This window comes from Pseudomonas sp. HLS-6 (assembly GCF_002753995.1).
GTDB classification, from domain to species: Bacteria; Pseudomonadota; Gammaproteobacteria; order Pseudomonadales; family Pseudomonadaceae; genus Aquipseudomonas; species Aquipseudomonas defluvii.
In genome coordinates, this window is sequence record NZ_CP024478.1 from 1,375,478 (window position 1) to 1,396,626 (window position 21,149).

Annotated in this window: 20 protein-coding genes and 1 tRNA gene; 17 read left to right on the forward strand and 4 right to left on the reverse strand. The window is 58.6% G+C overall.

Annotation, left to right across the window (positions count from 1 at the left end):
- Window positions 1–2 precede the first annotated feature (2 nt).
- The 17 genes from tolQ (at window position 3) to CS390_RS06385 (ending at window position 16,160) form a co-directional block, all read left to right on the forward strand.
- A complete protein-coding gene (gene tolQ, locus CS390_RS06305; RefSeq protein ID WP_065761581.1) occupies window positions 3–698 on the forward strand; it encodes a protein TolQ in 696 nt (231 codons plus the stop codon).
- Between the two features lie 14 nt (window positions 699–712).
- On the forward strand, window positions 713–1,165 hold the full coding sequence (gene tolR, locus CS390_RS06310; RefSeq protein WP_065761580.1) for a protein TolR: 453 nt from the start codon (window positions 713–715) through the stop codon (window positions 1,163–1,165).
- A complete protein-coding gene (gene tolA, locus CS390_RS06315) occupies window positions 1,165–2,250 on the forward strand; it encodes a cell envelope integrity protein TolA (RefSeq protein WP_099773802.1) in 1,086 nt (361 codons plus the stop codon). Before tolR ends, tolA begins: the two co-directional genes overlap by 1 nt.
- A gap of 47 nt (window positions 2,251–2,297) precedes the next feature.
- Window positions 2,298–3,548, forward strand: coding sequence for a Tol-Pal system beta propeller repeat protein TolB (gene tolB / locus CS390_RS06320; protein WP_256587617.1), 1,251 nt, complete (start codon window positions 2,298–2,300; stop codon window positions 3,546–3,548).
- A gap of 52 nt (window positions 3,549–3,600) precedes the next feature.
- Window positions 3,601–4,098: a peptidoglycan-associated lipoprotein Pal gene (gene pal, locus CS390_RS06325; RefSeq protein ID WP_042121796.1), complete on the forward strand. Its 498-nt coding sequence runs from the start codon at window positions 3,601–3,603 to the stop codon at window positions 4,096–4,098.
- A gap of 6 nt (window positions 4,099–4,104) precedes the next feature.
- A complete protein-coding gene (gene ybgF, locus CS390_RS06330) occupies window positions 4,105–4,920 on the forward strand; it encodes a tol-pal system protein YbgF (protein WP_099773804.1) in 816 nt (271 codons plus the stop codon).
- A 158-nt stretch (window positions 4,921–5,078) separates the two neighbouring features.
- Window positions 5,079–5,726: a 7-carboxy-7-deazaguanine synthase QueE gene (gene queE, locus CS390_RS06335; RefSeq protein WP_065759640.1), complete on the forward strand. Its 648-nt coding sequence runs from the start codon at window positions 5,079–5,081 to the stop codon at window positions 5,724–5,726.
- Between the two features lie 15 nt (window positions 5,727–5,741).
- Window positions 5,742–6,416, forward strand: a complete 675-nt coding sequence (gene queC, locus CS390_RS06340; RefSeq protein WP_099773805.1) for a 7-cyano-7-deazaguanine synthase QueC — start codon at window positions 5,742–5,744, stop codon at window positions 6,414–6,416.
- A gap of 59 nt (window positions 6,417–6,475) precedes the next feature.
- Window positions 6,476–6,551, forward strand: a tRNA-Lys gene (locus CS390_RS06345).
- A gap of 805 nt (window positions 6,552–7,356) precedes the next feature.
- A complete protein-coding gene (arnB, locus tag CS390_RS06350) occupies window positions 7,357–8,505 on the forward strand; it encodes a UDP-4-amino-4-deoxy-L-arabinose aminotransferase (protein WP_099773806.1) in 1,149 nt (382 codons plus the stop codon).
- On the forward strand, window positions 8,502–9,521 hold the full coding sequence (arnC, locus tag CS390_RS06355; protein WP_099773807.1) for an undecaprenyl-phosphate 4-deoxy-4-formamido-L-arabinose transferase: 1,020 nt from the start codon (window positions 8,502–8,504) through the stop codon (window positions 9,519–9,521). Before arnB ends, arnC begins: the two co-directional genes overlap by 4 nt.
- The gene (arnA, locus tag CS390_RS06360; RefSeq protein ID WP_099773808.1) at window positions 9,518–11,509 is read left to right on the forward strand and encodes a bifunctional UDP-4-amino-4-deoxy-L-arabinose formyltransferase/UDP-glucuronic acid oxidase ArnA; all 1,992 of its coding nucleotides are present in this window, start codon (window positions 9,518–9,520) and stop codon (window positions 11,507–11,509) included. The genes arnC and arnA overlap by 4 nt, the downstream gene beginning before the upstream one ends.
- Window positions 11,509–12,393 carry a 4-deoxy-4-formamido-L-arabinose-phosphoundecaprenol deformylase gene (gene arnD, locus CS390_RS06365; RefSeq protein WP_099773809.1) on the forward strand — a complete coding sequence of 295 codons (885 nt, stop codon included), beginning with the start codon at window positions 11,509–11,511 and terminating at the stop codon, window positions 12,391–12,393. The genes arnA and arnD overlap by 1 nt, the downstream gene beginning before the upstream one ends.
- A complete protein-coding gene (gene arnT, locus CS390_RS06370) occupies window positions 12,390–14,039 on the forward strand; it encodes a lipid IV(A) 4-amino-4-deoxy-L-arabinosyltransferase (RefSeq protein WP_099773810.1) in 1,650 nt (549 codons plus the stop codon). Before arnD ends, arnT begins: the two co-directional genes overlap by 4 nt.
- Entirely contained in the window at window positions 14,036–14,380 is a 345-nt protein-coding gene (gene arnE, locus CS390_RS06375; protein ID WP_065759633.1) for a 4-amino-4-deoxy-L-arabinose-phosphoundecaprenol flippase subunit ArnE, read from the forward strand. Before arnT ends, arnE begins: the two co-directional genes overlap by 4 nt.
- Window positions 14,377–14,784, forward strand: coding sequence for a 4-amino-4-deoxy-L-arabinose-phosphoundecaprenol flippase subunit ArnF (arnF, locus tag CS390_RS06380; RefSeq protein WP_065759632.1), 408 nt, complete (start codon window positions 14,377–14,379; stop codon window positions 14,782–14,784). Before arnE ends, arnF begins: the two co-directional genes overlap by 4 nt.
- Complete coding sequence (locus tag CS390_RS06385; RefSeq protein ID WP_065759631.1) at window positions 14,781–16,160, forward strand: UDP-glucose/GDP-mannose dehydrogenase family protein; 1,380 nt, start codon at window positions 14,781–14,783, stop codon at window positions 16,158–16,160. The genes arnF and CS390_RS06385 overlap by 4 nt, the downstream gene beginning before the upstream one ends.
- A gap of 47 nt (window positions 16,161–16,207) precedes the next feature.
- Here CS390_RS06385 and CS390_RS06390 read toward each other — a convergent pair whose 3' ends face one another.
- Genes CS390_RS06390 through CS390_RS06405 form a run of 4 tightly spaced genes read right to left on the reverse strand, consistent with a single transcriptional unit; the run spans window position 16,208 to window position 20,917 of the window.
- On the reverse strand, window positions 16,208–17,503 hold the full coding sequence (locus CS390_RS06390; protein ID WP_099773811.1) for an efflux RND transporter periplasmic adaptor subunit: 1,296 nt from the start codon (window positions 17,501–17,503) through the stop codon (window positions 16,208–16,210).
- Window positions 17,487–18,986 (reverse strand): TolC family protein, encoded by a 1,500-nt coding sequence (locus tag CS390_RS06395; RefSeq protein ID WP_099773812.1) that lies wholly within the window; start codon window positions 18,984–18,986, stop codon window positions 17,487–17,489. Before CS390_RS06395 ends, CS390_RS06390 begins: the two co-directional genes overlap by 17 nt.
- Window positions 18,979–20,187 (reverse strand): ABC transporter permease, encoded by a 1,209-nt coding sequence (locus CS390_RS06400; protein ID WP_099773813.1) that lies wholly within the window; start codon window positions 20,185–20,187, stop codon window positions 18,979–18,981. Before CS390_RS06400 ends, CS390_RS06395 begins: the two co-directional genes overlap by 8 nt.
- The gene (locus CS390_RS06405; protein ID WP_099776565.1) at window positions 20,180–20,917 is read right to left on the reverse strand and encodes an ABC transporter ATP-binding protein; all 738 of its coding nucleotides are present in this window, start codon (window positions 20,915–20,917) and stop codon (window positions 20,180–20,182) included. Before CS390_RS06405 ends, CS390_RS06400 begins: the two co-directional genes overlap by 8 nt.
- Window positions 20,918–21,149 lie beyond the last annotated feature (232 nt).

Genomic DNA, 21,149 nt, shown 5'->3' on the forward strand with positions numbered 1-21,149 from the left:
GCGTGGAAGCTAACGTCGTCGACCATACCTCCATGTGGAGCCTGGTCAGCAATGCCAGCATCGTTGTACAGCTGGTCATGCTGGCTTTGGTGGCCGCATCGGTAACCTCATGGATCATGATTTTTCAACGCAGCACCATGCTGCGTGCCGGTCGCCGTGCGCTGGAAAACTTCGAGGAGCGCTTCTGGTCAGGTATCGACCTGTCCAAGCTGTACCGCCAGGCTGGTAGCAACCCGGATCCGGACTCCGGCGTAGAGCAGGTTTTCCGTGCCGGCTTCAAGGAATTCTCGCGTCTGCGTCAGCAGCCGGGTGTCGATCCTGATGCGGTCATGGAAGGTGTGGGTCGTGCCATGCGCGTCGCCATCTCCCGTGAAGAGGAAAAGCTCGAGCAAAGCCTGCCGTTCCTTGCAACCGTGGGTTCCACCAGCCCTTACGTCGGCCTGTTTGGTACGGTCTGGGGGATCATGAACTCCTTCCGCGGTCTGGCTTCCGCTCAGCAAGCCACACTGGCAACCGTTGCGCCAGGTATCGCCGAAGCACTGATCGCAACCGCGATCGGCCTGTTTGCTGCGATCCCGGCGGTTATCGCCTACAACCGTTTCGCTGCGCGCAGCGAAGTGTTGATCGGTCGTTACTACACATTTGCCGACGAGTTCCAGGCCATCCTGCACCGTAAAGTGCATACCAGCGAAGAGTGATCAGGTAAAAACCAATGGCCCGAGTTCGTCATAAACGCAAGCCGGTCGCCGAGATGAACGTGGTGCCATACATCGACGTGATGTTGGTACTGCTGGTCATCTTCATGGTCACCGCACCGATGCTCAACCAGGGCGTGAAGGTCGATCTGCCCAAGGTTTCCAGTGAAGCCTTGCCGCAGGACAACAATGTCCAGGTCCTGACCATATCGATCAAGGCTGACAAGACCTATTACTGGAACCTTGGCAGTGAAGTCGACACCGACAAGCAGATGGACAAGGCAATGACCTTGCCGCAAATGACCGACGCGGTGACCAAGATCATCGCTGCCGGACGTGACCAGGGGAAACAGACCCAGGTCTTCATCCGTGGCGACAAGTCCGTCGATTACGGCGCGGTCATGGGCGCCATGGGCGGGTTGCAGAAAGCGGGTGTCGGTAACGTTGGCCTGATTACCGAGGCGCCCTGATGCAACAGCGAGAGCCATCCGCCTCGGAAAGCTATTTCTGGCCCAGTGTATGGGCCATCGCGCTGCACGTTCTGGTGTTCGGCATGCTGTTTGTCAGTTTTGCCATGACCCCGGAGCTGCCGCCGGCCAAGCCTATCGTCCAGGCAACCCTGTACCAGCTCAAGTCCAAGAGTCAGGCGACCACCCAGACCAATCAGAAGATTGCCGGGGAAGCGAAGAAAACCGCTTCGCGCCAGACCGAAGTCGAGCAGATGGAGCAGAAAAAGGTCGAGCAGCAAAAGCAGGAAGCGGTGAAGGCTGCGGAACAAAAGAAAGAAGAAGCTGCTCAGAAGGCTGAAGCGGCCCGTGAAGCGGCTGAGGCGAAGAAAGCCGAGGAAGCTGCGAAGGCGGCCGAGTCAAAGAAAGCCGATGAGGCCAAGAAGGCCGCCGAGGCGAAGAAAGCCGAAGAAAAGCAGTTGGCTGATGTCGCCAAGAAAAAAGCCGAAGAAGAAGCCAAGAAAAAGGCTGAAGAAGAGGCGAAGAAACAGGCGGCTGAAGAAGCCAAGAAAAAAGCGGCTGAGGACGCCAAGAAAAAGGCAGCCGAAGACGCCAAGAAAGCCGCTGCCGCCGAAGAGGCGAAGAAAAAGGCAGTTGAAGAGGCCAAAAAGAAAGCCGCAGCTGATGCGGCCAAGAAGAAAGCAGTGGAAGCAGCTCGCAAGGCGGCAGAAGACAAGAAGGCTCAGGCGTTGGCCGAGCTGTTGTCCGATACCACCGAGCGGCAGCAGGCGCTGGCCGATGAGCAGGGTGACCAGGTAGCCGGTAGCTTCGATGACCTGATCCGTGCCCGTGCGGCCGAGGGATGGGCGCGTCCGCCTTCTGCTCGCAAGAACATGACGGTGGTCCTGCAGATCGGCATGTTGCCGGACGGTACCATTACCTCTGTGAGTGTTTCTCGTTCCAGTGGTGATGCACCTTTCGACAACTCGGCTGTGGCGGCGGTCAAGAACATTGGTCGCTTAACCGAAATGCAGGGCTTGAAACCGAGCGAATTCAATCCCTATCGTTCATTCAAGATGACATTCACACCTGAGGATCTAGCCTTGTGATTAACCTTCTTAGAGGACTGCTGGTCGTTCTCTGCTGTGCGGCGGGAATGGCCGTTGCAGAGGAAAAGAACATCATGGTCACCAGTGGCAGCGACCGTGCCACGCCAATCGCCGTCGTACCGTTCGGTCTGCAGGGCGGCAATGTGCTGCCCGAGGACATGGCCGACATCATTGGCAACGACCTGCGCAACTCCGGCTACTACTCGCCGATTCCACGTCAGAACATGATCAGCCTGCCGACCCAGGCCGGTGAAGTGATCTACCGTGACTGGAAAGCGCTGGGTGCCCAGTACATCATGGTCGGCAGCATCGTGCCGTCCGGTGGTCGTCTGCAGGTACAGTACGCGCTGTTCAACGTCGCCACCGAGCAGCAAGTGCTGACCGGCAGCGTTTCGGGCAGCGTCGACCAGTTGCGTGACATGTCGCACTACATCGCCGATCAGTCGTTCGAGAAACTCACCGGTATCAAGGGTGCCTTCTCGACGCGCATGCTCTACGTGACGGCCGAACGCTTCTCGACCAACAACACCCGCTACACCCTGCAGCGTTCGGACTATGACGGTGCCCGCGCGGTGACCCTGTTGCAATCGCGTGAGCCGATTCTGTCGCCGCGTTTCGCGCCAGATGGCAAGCGCATTGCTTATGTGTCGTTCGAACAGAAGCGTCCGCGCATCTTCGTTCAGCACATCGACACTGGTCGTCGTGAGCAGATCACCAACTTCGAAGGCCTCAACGGTGCGCCAGCCTGGTCGCCCGATGGCTCTCGCCTGGCCTTCGTGCTGTCCCGTGACGGCAACCCGGAGATCTATGTGATGAACCTGGGTTCGCGTCAGATGACCCGCGTGACCAACAGCCCGGCCATCGATACCGAACCTTTCTTCGGTAAAGACGGTTCGACCCTGTACTTCACCTCCGATCGTGGCGGCAAGCCACAGATCTATAAAACCACTATCGGCAGCGGTGGCGCCGAGCGTGTGACATTCATCGGTAACTACAACGCCAACCCTAAGTTGTCGGCTGATGAAAAGACATTGGTGATGATTCATCGTCAAGATGGTTTCACCAATTTCAAGGTGGCGGCTCAGGATTTGCAGCGCGGTAGCGTAAAAATCCTCTCAGAGACCAGTCTTGATGAGTCTCCTACTGTTGCGCCTAACGGCACCATGCTAATCTACGCCACCCGCCAGCAGGGCCGGGGAGTCTTGATGCTCGTGTCGCTAAATGGCCGCGTGAGGCTCCCGCTTCCTACCGCTCAAGGCGAAGTTAGAGAACCGTCCTGGTCCCCTTACCTGAACTGACGCGGCGCTTTACGTTGTACTTAACACATTGGGGTTCATTAGGAGTTTCACGATGGAAATGTTGAAGTTTGGTAAGTTTGCTGCGCTGGCTCTGGCCATGGCCGTAGCTGTAGGTTGCTCCTCGAAAGGCGGCGACAACGCTGGCGAAGGCGCTGTCGATCCAAACGCTGGCTACGGTGCCAACACTGGTGCTGTTGACGGCAGCCTGAGCGAAGAAGCTGCTCTGCGCGCAATCACCACCTTCTACTTCGAATACGACAGCTCGGACCTGAAGCCAGAAGCCATGCGCGCTCTGGATGTTCACGCCAAAGACCTGAAAGGCAACGGCGCTCGCGTCGTTCTGGAAGGCAACACCGACGAGCGTGGTACTCGCGAATACAACATGGCTCTGGGCGAGCGTCGTGCGAAAGCCGTTCAGCGCTACCTGGTACTGCAAGGCGTTTCCCCAGCCCAACTGGAACTGGTTTCCTACGGCGAAGAGCGTCCAGTTGCTACCGGCAACGACGAGCAGTCCTGGGCTCAAAACCGTCGCGTCGAACTGCGTAAGTAATTCGATATGCGTACGTGCCGTCGTGCTGTAACCGTCCTGGCTCTCTCCCTGCCTTTGCTGGCCTGGGGTGAGGTTCCTGTTGTTGATGACAACGCTGGCTATAACAGCGCAAGCAGTTATCCGCCCGCGGGTTATGGTACGAACGGCGCCTATGCCGGGGGAGGGGTTTCGGCCCCTGCCTCGGCACAGGGTCAGCTCTTCATGCAACTGCAGCAGATGCAGGAGCAGATAGAGCGTCAGCAGAACAGTATCGAGATTCTGCAAAACGAAGTAGCGCGTCTGAAACAGGAAGGCCTGGAGCGTTACCAGGACCTGGATCGACGCATTGGAAGCGGTGCTGCACCTGCCGCGACTCCTGAGAATTCTGCTGCCGGTGGCGCCAGTGCCGCCGTCGACAATAGCGCAGCGCCGGCTTCTCAGCCTGCTGCCAGCTCCGAGCCGGGTGATCCCGCCAAAGAGAAGCTGTACTACGACGCTGCCTTCGACCTTATCAAGGCCAAGGACTTCGACAAGGCCAGCCAGGCATTCAATGCCTTCCTGCGCAAATACCCGAATAGTCAGTATGCCGGCAATGCCCAGTACTGGTTGGGTGAAGTCAACCTTGCCAAGGGCGACCTGCAAGGTGCAGGTCAGGCCTTTGCAAAGGTCAGCCAGCTGTATCCGAAGCACAACAAGGTGCCGGATTCACTGTATAAACTGGCCGACGTAGAGCGTCGACTGGGGCATACCGATCGCGTCAAGGGCATTCTGCAGCAAGTGGTCAATCAATACCCTGGTACCTCGGCCGCACAACTGGCCCAGCGTGACCTGCAGAAGCTCTAAGTCAACGGCTTAAAAGAAAACCCGCGCTTGTCGCGGGTTTTTTCGTTAGAATTTGCGCCCTTTATTTGAATACGCTGCTGCGAACTACGCGATGACGGGTTCGTAGCGGTGCCTGACGGAGGCGGACAGCCTGTTTAGCTGTTACGCCCGTGGCGACTATGCAAGACACACTACGTATTACCGAAGTTTTTTACTCGTTGCAGGGTGAAACGCGTACCGCTGGCCTGCCCACGGTGTTTGTTCGTCTCACTGGCTGCCCTTTGCGCTGCCAATACTGTGACAGTGCCTATGCTTTCAGTGGCGGCACGTTGCGTACCCTGGACTCCATTCTCGAGCAGGTTGCCGGCTTTCGTCCGCGCTATGTCTGCGTTACTGGCGGTGAGCCTTTAGCGCAACCGAATGCCATCCCGTTGCTACAAAAACTCTGCGATGCCGGCTACGAGGTCTCCCTGGAGACCAGTGGTGCACTGGACATTTCAGCCGTCGACCCGCGTGTTAGTCGCGTCCTTGACCTGAAAACCCCCGGCTCCATGGAAGTGGCGCGCAACCGCTACGAGAACATCGAACTGTTGACGGCCAACGATCAGGTCAAGTTCGTGATCTGTTCGCGCGAAGACTACGACTGGGCCGTTTCCAAGCTCATTCAGTACGGTCTTGATCAGCGGGCGGGGGAGGTGCTGTTTTCGCCAAGCCATCATCAGGTGCGGGCAACTGATCTGGCCGACTGGATCGTGGCTGACAATCTGCCGGTACGTCTCCAGTTGCAGCTGCACAAACTGCTCTGGAATGACGAGCCCGGACGCTGACAGGGGAGTAATGCAATGACTGAGAAACGTGCGGTAATTCTATTGTCCGGCGGCCTTGATTCTGCCACGGTGGTCGCGATGGCCAAGGCAGAAGGCTACAGCTGTTACACCATGAGTTTCGACTACGGTCAGCGCCATCGCGCCGAGCTTGATGCGGCGGCACGGGTTGCCCGTGATCTGGGAGTGGTCGAGCACAAGGTGATCGGCCTGAACCTCAACGGTATTGGGGGCTCGGCCCTGACCGACAGCAGCATCGACGTACCTGAGGCGCCGAGTGAAGGTATCCCGGTGACCTATGTGCCGGCGCGCAATACCGTATTCTTGTCGCTTGCACTGGGCTGGGCCGAGGTGCTGGAGGCGCGGGATATCTTCATTGGCGTCAACGCGGTGGATTACTCTGGCTACCCGGATTGCCGGCCCGAGTTTATTGAGGCGTTCGAGCGCATAGCCAACCTGGCGACCAAGGCCGGTGTTGAAGGTCAGGGCTTTAGAATTCAAGCGCCGCTGCAGAACTTGAGCAAGGCGCAGATCGTCCAGGCCGGTATTGCCCGGGGTGTCGACTACAGCCTTACCGTTTCTTGCTATCAAGCCGATGAGCAGGGGCGTGCCTGTGGAAAATGTGACAGCTGCCGCCTGCGCGCCGAAGGCTTCAAGGCTGCCGGTGTAGCAGACCCAACGCATTATTTTTGATTTTTTTACATGAGGTGTTGATTTCTCGTTAGAAATCAGTATTATACGCCTCATCCAACGGGTCGTTAGCTCAGTTGGTAGAGCAGTTGGCTTTTAACCAATTGGTCGTAGGTTCGAATCCTACACGACCCACCACATACAGTCTGATATGTTAAATCCAATTATTGGTTTAACTGGTCAGGCACGAAAAGCCCGCTTCCTTAAAAGGAGCGGGCTTTTTCGTTTCAGGATCTCAGTAGCCTTTTGCATATGCAGGAGCGATCTGCCTGCCAGAGCGCCACGGTTTCTCGTCGCGTATTTACCTTCCCCCTCCGATGTTGATGTTATCGCTGGCGCCCAGCTCGCCTTGAGGCGTTCATCTGGCAACGTTCTTCTGCACATGACGTGCGTTGAGAGGCATCGGGAGTGCACGGTGGCCTGAGCAAGTTCACCCAGGAAAAATCCCTTTCAGTTTTGCCTAGGTCGTCCGGTGTAACTCACCAGGCCTATGAGATTTTTTAAGATTTGTTTAATCAAAGTGGCTCTGCAGATCAGTCTTCAATTGAAGTTTGATTGAATGCGGCGCGATTAAACAAGGCCGTGTGCGTGAAGGACTTTCAGCGTACATGCAGGATCTATTTGAGCGTTCCTGTGCCGCAGTTCCAACATGAATACTTGCTTTGAGCTGGAACCCTGACGTTTCCAACACTGGCTTTTCATCTCTCTTTCATATTTTCGTGCTTACGCTTCACTCGGCTTGCATTGAGTCGCTGAACTATTCCCACCCGTCGGTCCCGTCTACTAACGTCAATGAATGAGTTTTTCTATTGCCGCTGGCTAAGCGGTTGATAGGGTTTTCATTTCTTGAACTACGCTGTCATGGATGATGCATCGCTGGTGCAGTTGTCGTGTTGATTCGAGGGGGGTGACAGCTGCTGTTGTTTACTGACCCGAGGTACACATGAATCAGGCTTTTCTCCCGTTCTCGCGTCCCAGCATTGGCGACGAAGAGGTTGCTGCTGTAGAGCAAGTACTGCGCTCTGGCTGGATTACTACCGGACCGAAAAACCAGGAGTTGGAGCAGCAGTTCGCCGCCTATGTGGGTTGCAAGCATGCCGTAGCGCTGTCTTCGGCTACCGGCGGTATGCACATCACGCTACTGGCACTGGGTATTGGCCCGGGTGATGAAGTGATCACACCCTCCCAGACGTGGGTTTCCACCGCCAACATGATCTGCCTGCTAGGGGCCACGCCGGTATTCGTTGATGTCGACCGCGACACCCTGATGACCGACGCTGTGGCGATTGAAGCCGCCATCACCCCGCGCACCAAAGCAATCATCCCGGTACATTATGCCGGCGCCGCGTTTGACCTTGATCCGCTGTATGCCCTGGCCGACAAGCACGGCATTGCCGTTATCGAAGACGCCGCCCACTCCGCTGGCACCCGTTATCGGGGGCGAGCCATCGGAGCCCAGGGCACGGCGATCTTCTCGTTCCACGCGATCAAGAACATGACCTGTGCTGAAGGTGCGATGTTCGTCACCGACGACCAGAAACTGGCGGACCGGGTACGCATGCTCAAGTTCCATGGCTTGGGTGTCGACGCCTACGACCGCCTGACTGGTGGCCGCAAGCCTCAGGCCCAAGTGATCGAGCCTGGTTTCAAGTACAACCTGGCCGACATCAATGCCGCCATTGCCCTGGTGCAACTGCAGCGCCTGGACGCAATCAATGCCAAACGCACTGAATTGGCCCAGGCCTACCTGCAACGCCTGGAAGGCCTGCCGGTGCAGCCGCTGAGCATGCCGACCTACCCGCAACAGCACGCCTGGCACCTGTTTATCCTGCGTATCGATCCCGAGCGCTGCGGCATGGACCGCGAGGCATTCATGAAAGCCGTGCAGGAGCAGAACATCGGCACGGGCATTCATTTTATTGCCACGCACCTGCATACCTATTACCGCCAACGCTTCCCGGGCGTCCACTTGCCAAATACCGAGTGGAACTCGGCGCGCCTGTGTTCGATACCGCTGTTCCCTGACATGACCCCCGATGACGTCGAGCGCGTTGTCGGTGCCATTGCAACTAGCCTGGCCCTAGTCCATTGAAGCCCTATCCAATTAATTGCGTGTCGGTCGTCATACCGGTCTACAACGAAGAAGAAAGCCTGCCTGAATTACTGCGTCGTACCGAAGCGGCCTGCAAGCAGCTCAAGCAGGCGTATGAAATCGTCTTGGTGGACGACGGGAGTCGTGACAGTTCGGCCGAGCAACTTGAAGACGCGGCACAGCGCGAGGGCAGCCAAATCGTTGCGGTCATCCTTAACCGCAACTATGGCCAGCACGCGGCGATCATGGCCGGCTTCGAGCAATGCAGGGGCGACCTGGTGATTACGCTCGATGCCGATCTGCAGAACCCGCCGGAAGAAATTCCGCGGCTGGTAGAACAGGCTGAACTGGGCTACGACGTGGTCGCCACCGTGCGCAACAATCGCCAGGACTCCGCCCTGCGTCGCTACCCGTCGAAGCTGATCAACCTGGCCGTGAAGCGTTCCACCGGCGTGGCGATGAGCGACTACGGCTGCATGTTGCGGGCGTATCGCCGCACGGTGGTCGACGCGATGCTGGCTTGCCGCGAGCGCAGTACCTTCATCCCGATTCTGGCCAATAGCTTCGCACGCCATACCACCGAGATCCTGGTACAGCACGCCGAGCGCGAGCACGGTGACTCGAAATACAGCCCGATGCGCCTGATCAACCTGATGTTTGACTTGATCACCTGCATGACCACTACCCCGTTGCGCCTGCTGAGCATCATCGGCTTTGGCATGGCGGTACTGGGCATGTTGTTCGCCGTGCTGCTGATCATCCTGCGTCTGGCCTTTGGTGCGCAGTGGGCCGGCGGCGGGACCTTTGTGTTGTTTGCGGTGCTGTTCGTGTTCACCGGTGGCCAGTTCATCGGTATGGGCCTGCTAGGCGAGTACCTGGGGCGTATGTACGGCGACGTCAGGGCCCGTCCACGGTTTTTCATCGAAAAAGTCTTACGTAACCAACCCGCATCGCCTGCTCCTGTCGCAACTGTCGATGGACTGACTCCCACTCCTACTGACCAGGTTTCGTCATGAGTTCAAATGCCGTTGTCTTCGCTTATCACGATATTGGCTGTGCAGGCATCGAAGCACTGCTTGATGCGGGTATTGAGATTGCTGCCGTGTTTACTCATGCCGACGATCCGAAGGAAAACATCTTCTACGGCTCGGTCGCTCAACTCTGCGCCCGTAAAGGCATTGCGGTGCATGCACCGGAAGACGTCAATCACCCGTTGTGGATCGAGCGTATCGCCAAGCTTAACTCCGACTATCTGTTCTCGTTCTACTACCGCAACCTGCTGGCTGAACCGCTGCTGGCCGTGGCCCGTAAAGGTGCGTTCAACCTGCACGGTTCGCTGCTGCCGACTTACCGGGGGCGTGCTCCGGCCAACTGGGTGCTGGTCAACGGTGAGAAAGAAACCGGTGTGACCCTGCATCGCATGGTCAAGCGTGCCGATGCCGGTGCCATCGTCGCCCAGCAACGCGTGGCCATCGAGCGTTCCGATACTGCGCTTACCCTGCACGGCAAGCTGCGCGAGGCCGCTTCCAGTCTGCTGCGCGACACACTACCGCAACTTATCCAGGGCAAGATCAACGAGACCGCCCAGGACGAGTCCAAGGCCACCGTCTTTGGTCGTCGCACTGCCGCCGATGGCAAGCTGCTTTGGGACAAACCGGCGGAAACGCTGTTCAACCTGGTTCGCGCCGTGACCCAGCCCTACCCAGGAGCCTTCTGTGCAGTGGGGGAGCACAAGCTGATCGTCTGGAGCGCAGAGGTAGTCAAGGGCAATGAGGGCCAGGCCCCTGGCCGCGTGATCAGTATCGATCCGTTGCGCATTGCCTGTGGCGAAGACTCGCTGGTGATCACCTCGGGCCAGCGCAACGATAACGGTCTGTTTCTCAGCGGCGCGCAACTGGCTGCCGAACTGGGCCTGGTCGACGGCTCGGTACTGCGTGGTGCCGAATCGGGCCGCGCACCACGTCGTACCCGTGTGCTGATCCTGGGGGTCAACGGCTTCATCGGCAATCACCTGTCCGAACGCCTGCTGCGCGACGGCAAGTACGACGTCTATGGCCTGGACATCGGCTCCGACGCCATTGAGCGTCTGCGCAGCCACCCGAACTTCCACTACGTCGAAGGCGATATCAGCATCCACTCCGAGTGGATCGAGTACCACATCAAGAAATGCGATGTGGTCTTGCCACTGGTGGCCATTGCCACGCCAATCGAATACACCCGTAACCCGCTTCGCGTGTTCGAGTTGGACTTCGAAGAGAACCTGAAACTGGTTCGCTACTGCGTCAAGTACAACAAACGTGTGATCTTCCCGTCGACCTCCGAAGTCTATGGTATGTGCCAGGATCGGAACTTCGACGAAGACACCTCCAATCTGGTCGTCGGCCCGATCAACAAGCAACGCTGGATCTACTCGATTTCCAAGCAACTGCTGGACCGCGTGATCTGGGCCTACGGCGCCAAGGGCCTGAATTTCACCCTGTTCCGTCCGTTCAACTGGATCGGGCCGCGTCTGGACCGCCTGGGCTCGGCACGTATCGGCAGTTCGCGAGCCATTACCCAACTGATTCTCAACCTGGTGGAAGGCACGCCGATCCGCCTGTTTGATGGGGGGGAACAGAAGCGCTGCTTCACCGACATCGCCGACGGTGTCGAAGCCTTGGCACGCATCGTCGACAACGAAAACGACGTCTGCAACGGCCAGATCATCAACATCGGCAACCCGGACAACGAAGCCAGCATCCGTCAGTTGGGCGAAGAACTGCTGCGTCAGTTCGAAGCTCATCCGTTGCGCGCCAACTTCCCTCCGTTCGCCGGTTTCCGCGATGTAGAGAGCAAGGCCTTCTATGGTGCCGGCTACCAGGACGTGGAGCACCGCAAGCCAAGCATCCAGAACGCCAAGCGCCTGCTGAACTGGGAACCAACCGTTGAAATGAGCGAGACGATCGGCAACACGCTGGACTTCTTCCTGCGCGAAGCCATGCTCGAAATTGCGGATAAGCGCTGATGCAGGCAGCTCTTCGAATCGATGTAGACACGTATCGAGGCACCCGTGAGGGGGTGCCTCGGCTGTTGGATATACTCGATGAAGCACAGGTCAAAGCGACGTTTTTCTTCAGCGTTGGCCCAGACAACATGGGGCGACATGTGTGGCGCCTGATCCGCCCTCAATTTCTCTGGAAAATGCTCCGTTCCAACGCTCCAGGCTTGTACGGGTGGGACATTTTGCTGGCCGGTACCGCTTGGCCGGGCAAGCCGATTGGCCGTGACCTGGGGCACTTGATGCGTCAGGCCGCAGCGGCTGGCCATGAAGTCGGCTTGCACGCGTGGGATCACTATGGCTGGCAGGCCAATGCCGGACGCTGGAGCGATGCCCAATTGACCGAGCAGATTCGCCGCGGCGTAGACACCCTCAGCGATATTCTCGGCCAGCCCGTCAACTGTTCGGCGTCTGCTGGATGGCGGGCGTACGAGCGCGTCATTGAGGTCAAGGAGCGCTTCGGCTTTCGTTACAACAGCGACTGCCGTGGGCAAAGCCTGTTTCGGCCACGGCTGACAGATGGCAAACCCGGCACGCCGCAAATTCCGGTCGACTTGCCAACCTACGATGAGGTGGTAGGGCTGGTCGTCTCTGCCGAGGCTTTCAACGCCTTCATTCTTGGTCGGTTCAGCCCCTCGGCGCTGAACGTCTACACCATCCATGCTGAAGTCGAAGGTATTCTGATGGCCGACCATTTCCGTCAACTGCTGATTGCTGCACGCTCGCATGAGATCCGGTTCCAGCCCCTGGGTAACCTGCTGCCCGTCGACCCGAGCAGCCTGTCTCAGGGCCGTGTGCTGCGCGGAACCCTTGAGGGGCGTGAAGGCTGGCTGGGGGTGCAAGGGGCATGAGCAAACGTTGGGCCCTGCCCCTATTGTTGATTGCATTCGTCTTGGCCTACCTGGTGCCGCTGGGCACCCATGGCCTATGGATCCCGGATGAAACCCGTTACGCCCAGATCAGTCAGGAAATGCTCCTGAGCGGTAACTGGGTGTCGCCGCATTTCTTGGGGCTGCGCTATTTCGAGAAGCCGATTGCCGGCTACTGGATGATCGCCATCGGCCAGGTGGTGTTCGGTGACAACTTGTTCGGTGTGCGCATTGCCTCAGCCCTCACCACAGGCCTGAGCGTTGTCCTGACTTACATCATTGCCCGCCGATTGTGGAACGACCCGCGCAAGAGCGTTGCCAGTGCTCTGCTCTACATGAGCTTTGTGGTGGTGGCGGGGCAAGGTGGCTATGCCAACCTCGATCCGCAATTCACCTTCTGGGTCAACCTGAGCCTGGTGGCCCTGTGGTTTGCCCTCGACACGGCATCCCGTGGTTCACGCTTGATTGGCTGGGCCGTGCTAGGGCTGGCCTGCGGCATGGGCTTCATGACGAAGGGGTTTCTTGCCTGGTTGCTGCCGGTGCTGATCGCGCTGCCCTACATGATCTGGCAGAAGCGCTGGCGCGAGCTGTTGGTCTACGGGCCGATAGCCATCGCTGTAGCGATTGTTGTCAGTTTGCCGTGGGCGCTGGCAGTGCATGGTCAAGAGCCGGACTATTGGCGGTTCTTCTTCTGGAATGAGCACATTCGTCGTTTCTCTGCCGATGACGCCCAGCACGCCTCGCCGTGGTGGTTCTATCTACCGTTGCTGGTGGCCTTCAGCTTGCCATGGGTGGCGTTCCTGCCAGCCTCGCTCCAGCAGGCCTGGAGCACCCGGCGTCAGGCAGGCACCGGTTTCCTGTTGCTATGGTTGGTCCTGCCGTTGGCTTTCTTCAGCCTGAGCAAGGGCAAGCTGCCGACCTATATCTTGCCGTGCCTGTTGCCACTGGCACTGTTGATGGCCAACACGCTGGTGGACCGTCTGAAACAGGGGCAAAGCCGCCTGTTCAAGGTCAATGGCGTGCTGAATCTGGCCATCGGCCTGCTGACGTTGTTGGCGATTGTCTACCTGCAACTGAAAAAGCCGGTGTACGTCGATGAGATGAACAACCTGGTCCTGGTGTTCATTGTGATTCTGGCCTGGGTCCTGGCCAACCTGATGCAAATCGTCCGACCTTTGAGCACCTGGGCTGCGCCGGCCATTGGCAGCCTTTTGCTGGTGGCTATCTTGCCGGCCGCGTTACCGCACTCAGTGGTCTACAGTAAGACGCCAGACCAGTTCGTCCTGGAACACCTCGAAGAGTTGAGCCAGACCAAGCATCTGTTGAGCAACGATCTGGGGGCGGCTTCGGCCCTGGCTTGGCGTCTACAACGCCCGGACGTTGCGTTGTACAACACCATCGGCGAAGTGAAGTATGGCCTGCAGTACCCGGATGCTGCCACACGTCGGGTCGACGTCGACCAAGTACAACAGTGGATGAGCGAGGCTCGCAAGATCGGCCCGGTGGGTGTGGTGATGCGGGTCAAGGGTGAGGACGAAGTGCGTGAAGCCGAATTGCTGCCTAAAGAGGGCAAGCGTTACGAGCGCGGCAGCATCATCATTTTGATAATCCCGCAGAGTGCGCCATGACCTGGGCCTTGCTGTTGGGGGCATGCCTGCTGACCTGCATGGGCCAGATCGCCCAGAAATATGCGGTGGAAAGCTGGCGCGGCGTCGAGTCGGGCCTGGGCGCGAAACTGCTCTCGCCCTGGTTATGGCTGGCGCTGGCCTGCCTGGGTGCTGGCTTGCTGGTGTGGCTGCTGGTGTTGCAGCGTCTGGAAGTCGGTATCGCTTATCCGATGCTCAGTCTCAACTTTGTACTGATTACCTTGGCCGCCCGTTTCGTGTTTCACGAGACTATCGATCGTCGTCATGGGATCGGTATGGTACTGGTGATTGCCGGCGTCGTGTTGCTGGGGCAGCACGCATGAGTCAGGGGCGTGGAATCGCTTTTGCCATGGGCAGCGTGTTGCTGGTCAGTGGCGCCCAGTTGGGCATGCGTTGGGGCATGAGTCACCTGCCGCAACCGGATCAATGGTTGATGGCGTTGGGCAATGGTGCGGTGGATGGGCTGGCACTGGGCGTGGTCATGTTGTCGATCTTCGCCTACGCGCTGTCGATGCTGTGCTGGCTGGCGGCCCTGCGGGACTTGCCTTTGGCCCGAGCCTATTCGCTGTTGAGCATCAGCTACGCGCTGGTGTACCTGCTGGCAGCCAGCTTGCCGTTGTTCAACGAACAGTTCAGTTTGTTCAAAACCCTGGGTGTGGCATTCGTCATGCTGGGGGTCATTACCATTAACTCGTCACGTGTAACTCGTCCTCGAGACTCCGTATGAAAATCAGCGTAATTGGTAGTGGTTATGTAGGCCTGGTTCAAGCAACTGTCCTGGCTGAAGTGGGTCACGATGTTGTGTGCATGGACGTCGATAAGCACAAGATCAAGATGCTGCAAAAGGGCCATGTCACGATCTTCGAGCCCGGTCTTGAGAGCATGGTGCGGGACAACCTGGACAGCGGTCGCCTGCAGTTCACCAGTGATCAGAAAATGGCTATCCAGCATGGTCAGGTGCTGTTCATTGCTGTCGGGACGCCGTCGGATGAAGACGGTTCGGCTGACCTCAAGTACGTATTGTCGGTGGGCGATGCAGTGGCCCGCTACCGGGTCGAGCCATTGATCCTGGTGGAGAAGTCCACCGTGCCGGTTGGCACCGGCGACACCTTGCGCGCCCACATCGAAGAGGCCTTGGGCAAGGCCGGACGCGGCCTTGAGTTCGACATTGTTTCCAACCCCGAATTCCTCAAGGAGGGCTCGGCCGTCAGCGACTGCCGTCGTCCAGACCGCATTGTGATCGGTTGCGACCGTGAAGAAGTGCGCGAGGTCATGCGTGAACTTTATGCGCCATTCAACCGCAACCACGACCGCACCATTTTCATGGACCTGCGCAGCGCCGAACTGACCAAGTACGCCGCCAACTGCATGCTGGCCACCAAGATCAGTTTCATCAACCAGATCGCCGAGCTGGCCGAACATCTGGGCGCCGACATTGAAGCCGTGCGTATGGGCATTGGTGCCGATCCGCGCATTGGTTACCACTTCATCTACCCAGGCTGTGGCTATGGCGGTTCGTGCTTCCCCAAGGACATGCGCGCGCTGATCCACAGTGCCCAGTTGGCCAACTGCTCCAGTGACCTGTTGCAAGCGGTCGAGGCCATCAACCAGCGGCAGAAGCACAAGCTGTTCGAGCGTATCAATGCGTTCTACAAGGGCGACCTGCGCGGCAAGACCTTTGCCCTGTGGGGGCTGGCCTTCAAACCTAACACCGATGACATGCGCTATGCACCAAGCCGGGTGCTGATGGAAGCCCTGTGGGCGGCCGGTGCACAGGTGCGGGCCTTCGACCCTGAAGCCATGCAGGAAACCCAGCGCCTGTATCCGGACCAGCCTAACCTGTCGCTGATGGGGACCCCGGAGTCAGCCCTGGCCGGTGCCGACGCCCTGATCGTGTGCACCGAATGGCAACAGTTCAAGGCTCCTGACTTCAATGCCATCAAATCGCGTCTGAAGGCACCGGTGATTTTTGACGGTCGCAACCTCTACGACATTGAGCGCATGGCACGTGCAGGCTTCACCTACTTCCCGATGGGCCGTGGTGAGTCGCACAATTTGCCGGTTCCTCAGCAGCAGGTTCCGGCTCCAACCACTGTCGCCTAGGAGGCTGGGTATACCCCTCTTCACCGGCAAGGGCCCGTCAGCTAGCGTTACGGAGGGACGCTGTTCCGGCTTATTGGCATTTCGATGTAGCCCGGTGTGAGGCCAAAGACTTCGACACCTTGAGGAACAGCGCGTCCGGTTGTGACAAAGACCTTCTGCGGTATCTGTTCACGATGCGGTTGGTGGCGTACGAACGTCCGCCCTTCATGATCACGTCTAAGTGCGGCCACCGGTATCGCGATCGCGTTTTCAGCGTGATAGGTGACGATTGCCAGGCGCGCACTCATTCCCAGGCGCACGCGTTGCTGTTGGGCTTGAGTCAGTGGGTCGAGGGTCGCGACCACCCCGTAGCTGGCGCCGGCTCCATACGTTTCTGACGGTAGGCGCTGTGCACTGATGGCTGAGATCTTGCCTGTCAGCGTCATGCCGAGAAAGCCATCACCGGTGATCCGCACACGCATGCCTTCGCTCAACTGGTGCAGGTCGGCTTCTTCAACTCGGGTCACGGCGTTGATTTGTTCGAGGCTGACCAACTCGAACAAGGGCATACCCTGAGTGGCGCGGATGCCTTGCTGGATAGCGGTGGTGGTGTTTTCGTCCTGTTTGCGTGGGCGCAGGATGATCCCCGCGAACGGTGCGCGTAGCTCGCGTTGAGCATGCAGCGCAACCAGTGCCTGGTAGCGTGATTGGGCGTTGGCACACTCCATTTCGGCGATCTGTCGATGTTCGCCTTTGCCCTTTTCGAGTGTGGCGCTCAGTTCGGCCTGTGAAGCGGCCAGGTCGAGTGTTTGCATGCGGGCTTGTTGCTCAAGGGCTTCGACTTCCATTCGGGCCACGATGCCGCGATCGAACAGGCGCCGGGTGTCGGTGAGCTTGTTGCGCGTATCGCTCAGGCTCAGTTGGGCGTTGGTCACGGATCGACGGGCGCGGGCCACATCGGCGCTTTGCGGCCAGTTCTGCATTTCTTCCAGGGCGCGCTGAGCGTTGAGTTGCACGGCCAGTGCCTCGCGTAACTGAATCTCCAGTTGCGAGCTGTCGAGCGTCAGCAGGAGCTGGCCTAGCTCGACGCGCTGGCCTTCGGTAACGGAAACGCTGTGTACTAACCCTTCAAAGGGCGCAGCAAGGGTCAACCGTGTCGCGGCTTCCAAACGCCCGATGAGGCCCAACTGGTTTTCTAGTATTTGCGGTTTTACTTGCAGCCAGTCGCTTCCAGGCGGTGAGCCTGGTGGCCTTGCGTGGTACACGAGTGTGATTGCCAGCAACATCAGGCTCAGTGCGCCCGCCAGCCAGTATCGCGCCTGACGTGTGCGTGGAAACAAGTAGCGCTTAGTCGTTGAGGTCAATGTCCCAGCTCTCCAGCGTTGTGCCCAGTGTCTGGTCCAGTTGGGCTTGTGTGTTGAGATAGGCAATCAGTGCATTGAGGCGTGTGCTTTCCGCTGTTCGCAAATCGGCTTCAAAACTCAGTACCTGAAAGTTGCTGGAGCGACCGGCTTGCAGTTTCTCGCGTTCGATATCGAGTTTTCGGCGTGACAGCTCGCGCGCACGTTGTGCGATTTCATACTGGCGCCAGCGGGTGCCGAGGTTGCGCACAGCATCGCCGACATCGCGTTCGAGCAACTGGCGCGTTTCGCTTAGGCGAATGTCCTGGGTTTCGACGTTGACTCGGGCGCGCACTTCAGCTTGGCGTCGGCTCAGGTCGCCAATGGGGATCTCGACCTGTAGGCCGGCATAACCCTCCCAGGTGTGGTCGGATGCGTAGCCGCGTTCACCCGGGTAGCGGCTACGGGCCTGGGTGGCAGCACCAATGAGCGATAGGTCCCATAGTCGTTCATTGCGGGCCACCGTGAGGTTGACAGCGGCTTGCTCGATTGCGATCAACTGGGTGAGGTAGGTGGGTTGCTGGTTTTGTGCAACCGCTAGAGCCTCGGCCAGCCCGAAGTCTGTGCGTGTCACGTCAAGGCGTTCAATGGCCTGTACCGGTGTTTGCAGATCGAGCGCCAGCAGGTGCAGTAACTCGAGCCGGCTAGCGTCGAGTTGGTTGGAGGCTTCTTCGACAGCGAGTTCCTGTGTCGCCACGTCCGCTTCGGTCTGCACGAGTTCGAACTCGGCCATGCGCCCAGAGGCGATCATGACCTTGTTGGCATCCAGTAGCTGGCGTGAGCGCGCCAGTGCTTCGCGGGTGATGCGCAACTGTTCTTGTGCACGCAGCAGTTCGCGGTAAGCAGTGATGATCTGGGTGACGGTGCTTGAGACGGTTGCTTTCAGGTTGAGGCGATTGACCTGCTCGGCAAGTTCGGCCAAGCGTATGGGCGCGGTTGCCACCTCGCGCCCTGCGCCGCGGAGCAGGGGCTGGATGACGCTGAACGTTGCGCCATCGTTGTGTGTGCGACCAGCGTGGTTCGCCTGGGTAAGGTGATGACGCCATGACAGGCTGAACTGTGTTCCATATTCGCCAAGCAGCGTGGTTGAAGGGGCGACTTCGTTTTGCCGGTAGTGGTCATCCTGGTTGCGCGTAGCCAGGTGGCGGCTGCTTAGCACCAGTTTTGGCGTGAAGCGGTCTTTTTCCACACGTAGGTCGAATTTCTGCACGATGCGTTCGAAGTACGCACTACGGATCGCGTGATTGTTACGCAGACCTAGCAGTACCGCTTCGTTCAAGGCCAGCGCTATCGTTTGTTCATTCGCGGAAAGGCTCTTGTCGGGGTGGCTGGCTTGCGTGGGTGACAAACGTTCGGCGCACGCGTTTGTCGTAAACAGCAGCAGGTGGACCACACCAGCCAACAGGTAACGGGTCGCAGTGCTGGGACGTGCGCACGTGTCAGTCATCACGCAGCGCCGTCACGGGTTGCAGGGCGGCCGCACGCTGTGCCGGATGGAGGCCGAAGACCAGTGTACTCAGTAGCGAGCTGGCGATGCCCAGTGGCAGCGAGGTCATTGATAGTGAAAATGACCACCCCGATAGCGTCACAAACATCCAGGCAGCGGCCACGCCGAACAAGGCGCCAGCCAACGCGCCGACCACGGCCAATGCCATGGCCTCCAGCAGGAAGAGGCTGGCGATATCGCGTGGTCGGGCACCGATTGCCATGCGTATGCCGATTTCTTGCCGCCGTTCGGACACGTTCATGACCATCACGTTCATGATGCCCACACCACCGACCAGCAGTGAAATACCAGCCAGCCCGAGGAGCAGGTAGGAAAAGGTTCGGGCCTGTCGTTCCAGCCCATCCAGCAACTGCTGGGGAATTTGCACCTGTACGGTGTGGCCTGGCGCCTTGGGGGCCAGGTAATCACGCAGCGCGTTGGCATCTTCAGCCAGGCGCTCACTCTGCAGCCCCTTGGCGATGATGCTGTTGATCTCGGGGGTGGGTGTTATCCGTCTCATCCCCTCGATAGGCAGGAGGATCGCCTCGTCCACGGGAATGGGTATGAGTGGGTTGTGCCCATGCTCGGCCAGGATGCCGATGATCTCAAACAGGTAGCCCTCAATCGCCACGGGATCCTGATTGTTCAGCGTGCTTACGTTCAGCGCTCTGGCTGCTTGTGCACCCAGCACCGCGTAGGTGCTCTGCTGATCGTAAGGGGAGAGGAATCTACCGTGACTGAGCTGCAGGCCCAATACACCTTCCAGTTCGTGGGAGGTGCCGATGACACTCAAGGGATAGGCTTGGCCGCCGATGTGGACGGTCGTCGAATAGAGTATGGCCGGCGCGATTTCACGAAGACCTGGGACGGCGTGTTTCACAAGCTGGGTGTCCAGTGCCGCAGGTGCGGGGCGCGTTACCGTGTCGGGCGTGGCGGTGAAGCTGCCTACCATTACATCGCTACCCAGGCCCTTGAATGTGCGGATGGCTTCGTGGGCCGCGTTGTGGCCTATGTTCAGCAGTGCGACCACCGAGGCGCAACCTGCGGCGATCCCTAGCAGGGCCAGCAGTGCGCGGCGCCCAAGCAGGCGCAGGCTGCTCAGGGGTTCGCTCAGTGTTTGGCGCAAGGATGGCCCGTAGCTGTTTGGCCGTGCGTCAGGCATGTGCTGGGTTCGGATACTGTTCAAGCAGATGCCCGTCTTTGACCAGCAGGCAGCGCTGCAGTGTCTGGGCCAGTGATTCGTCGTGGGTGACGATCACGAGGGTGACGCCCTGTTCTCGATTCAAGGCCTGTAACAGCGCTAGCACTTCCCCAGCGGTGGCGCTGTCGAGGTTGCCGGTGGGTTCGTCGGCCAGAATCAGGTCGGGGCGGCCGACCAGGGCCCGAGCAATGGCTATGCGCTGGCGTTGTCCGCCGGACAGCTCTGCCGGGCGATGATGGGCGCGATTGGCCAGCCCGACACGCGTGACTTCCTGTAAGGCGAGGCGCTGTGCCTCTGCGTGCCCGTACCCTCGATAGCGCAGGGGCAGTGCCACGTTTTCCAGTGCGCTAAGGCGAGGGAGCAGGTTGAAGCTCTGGAATACGAACCCGATGCGCTGGTTGCGTGTTTGGGCACGTATGTGCGCCTTGGCGCGGGTCATGTCGTGCCCGTCAAGTAACAGGCGACCGGATGTGGGCTGGTCAAGCAGGCCAATGATATTGAGCAGCGTGCTTTTCCCTGAACCGGAAGCGCCGACGATTGCGCAGCTTTGTCCTCGCATGATGGACAGCGACACGTTGTGAAGTGTTGGCCGAAGCCCGGCCGCTGTTGAGTAGGTGTGGCCGATACTTTCCAGCTGTAGAAGGTTTTCGCCTGGCAAGGCGGTTGTGTGGTTGTTTCCGTTGTTTGGCACGGCCTGCTCCAAAGTATTTATCTAGTTTTCTATGGTTTTTGTGAGTCAGGCAATAAACAAGGTGTTGATGAGTGGTGGGTCGAGTTATTCAAAAGGTTAGCGAAGGTTTAATTGATGATGTGTGCTGTCTTGGTTTTGCTGGGTGTTAGGTGTTTATTTTATGCCTGGTTGTTTGTATGAATATTCTGATGTTCGAGAATTTTCTTTGGGTATGAAAAGGTATTGTTCGTGA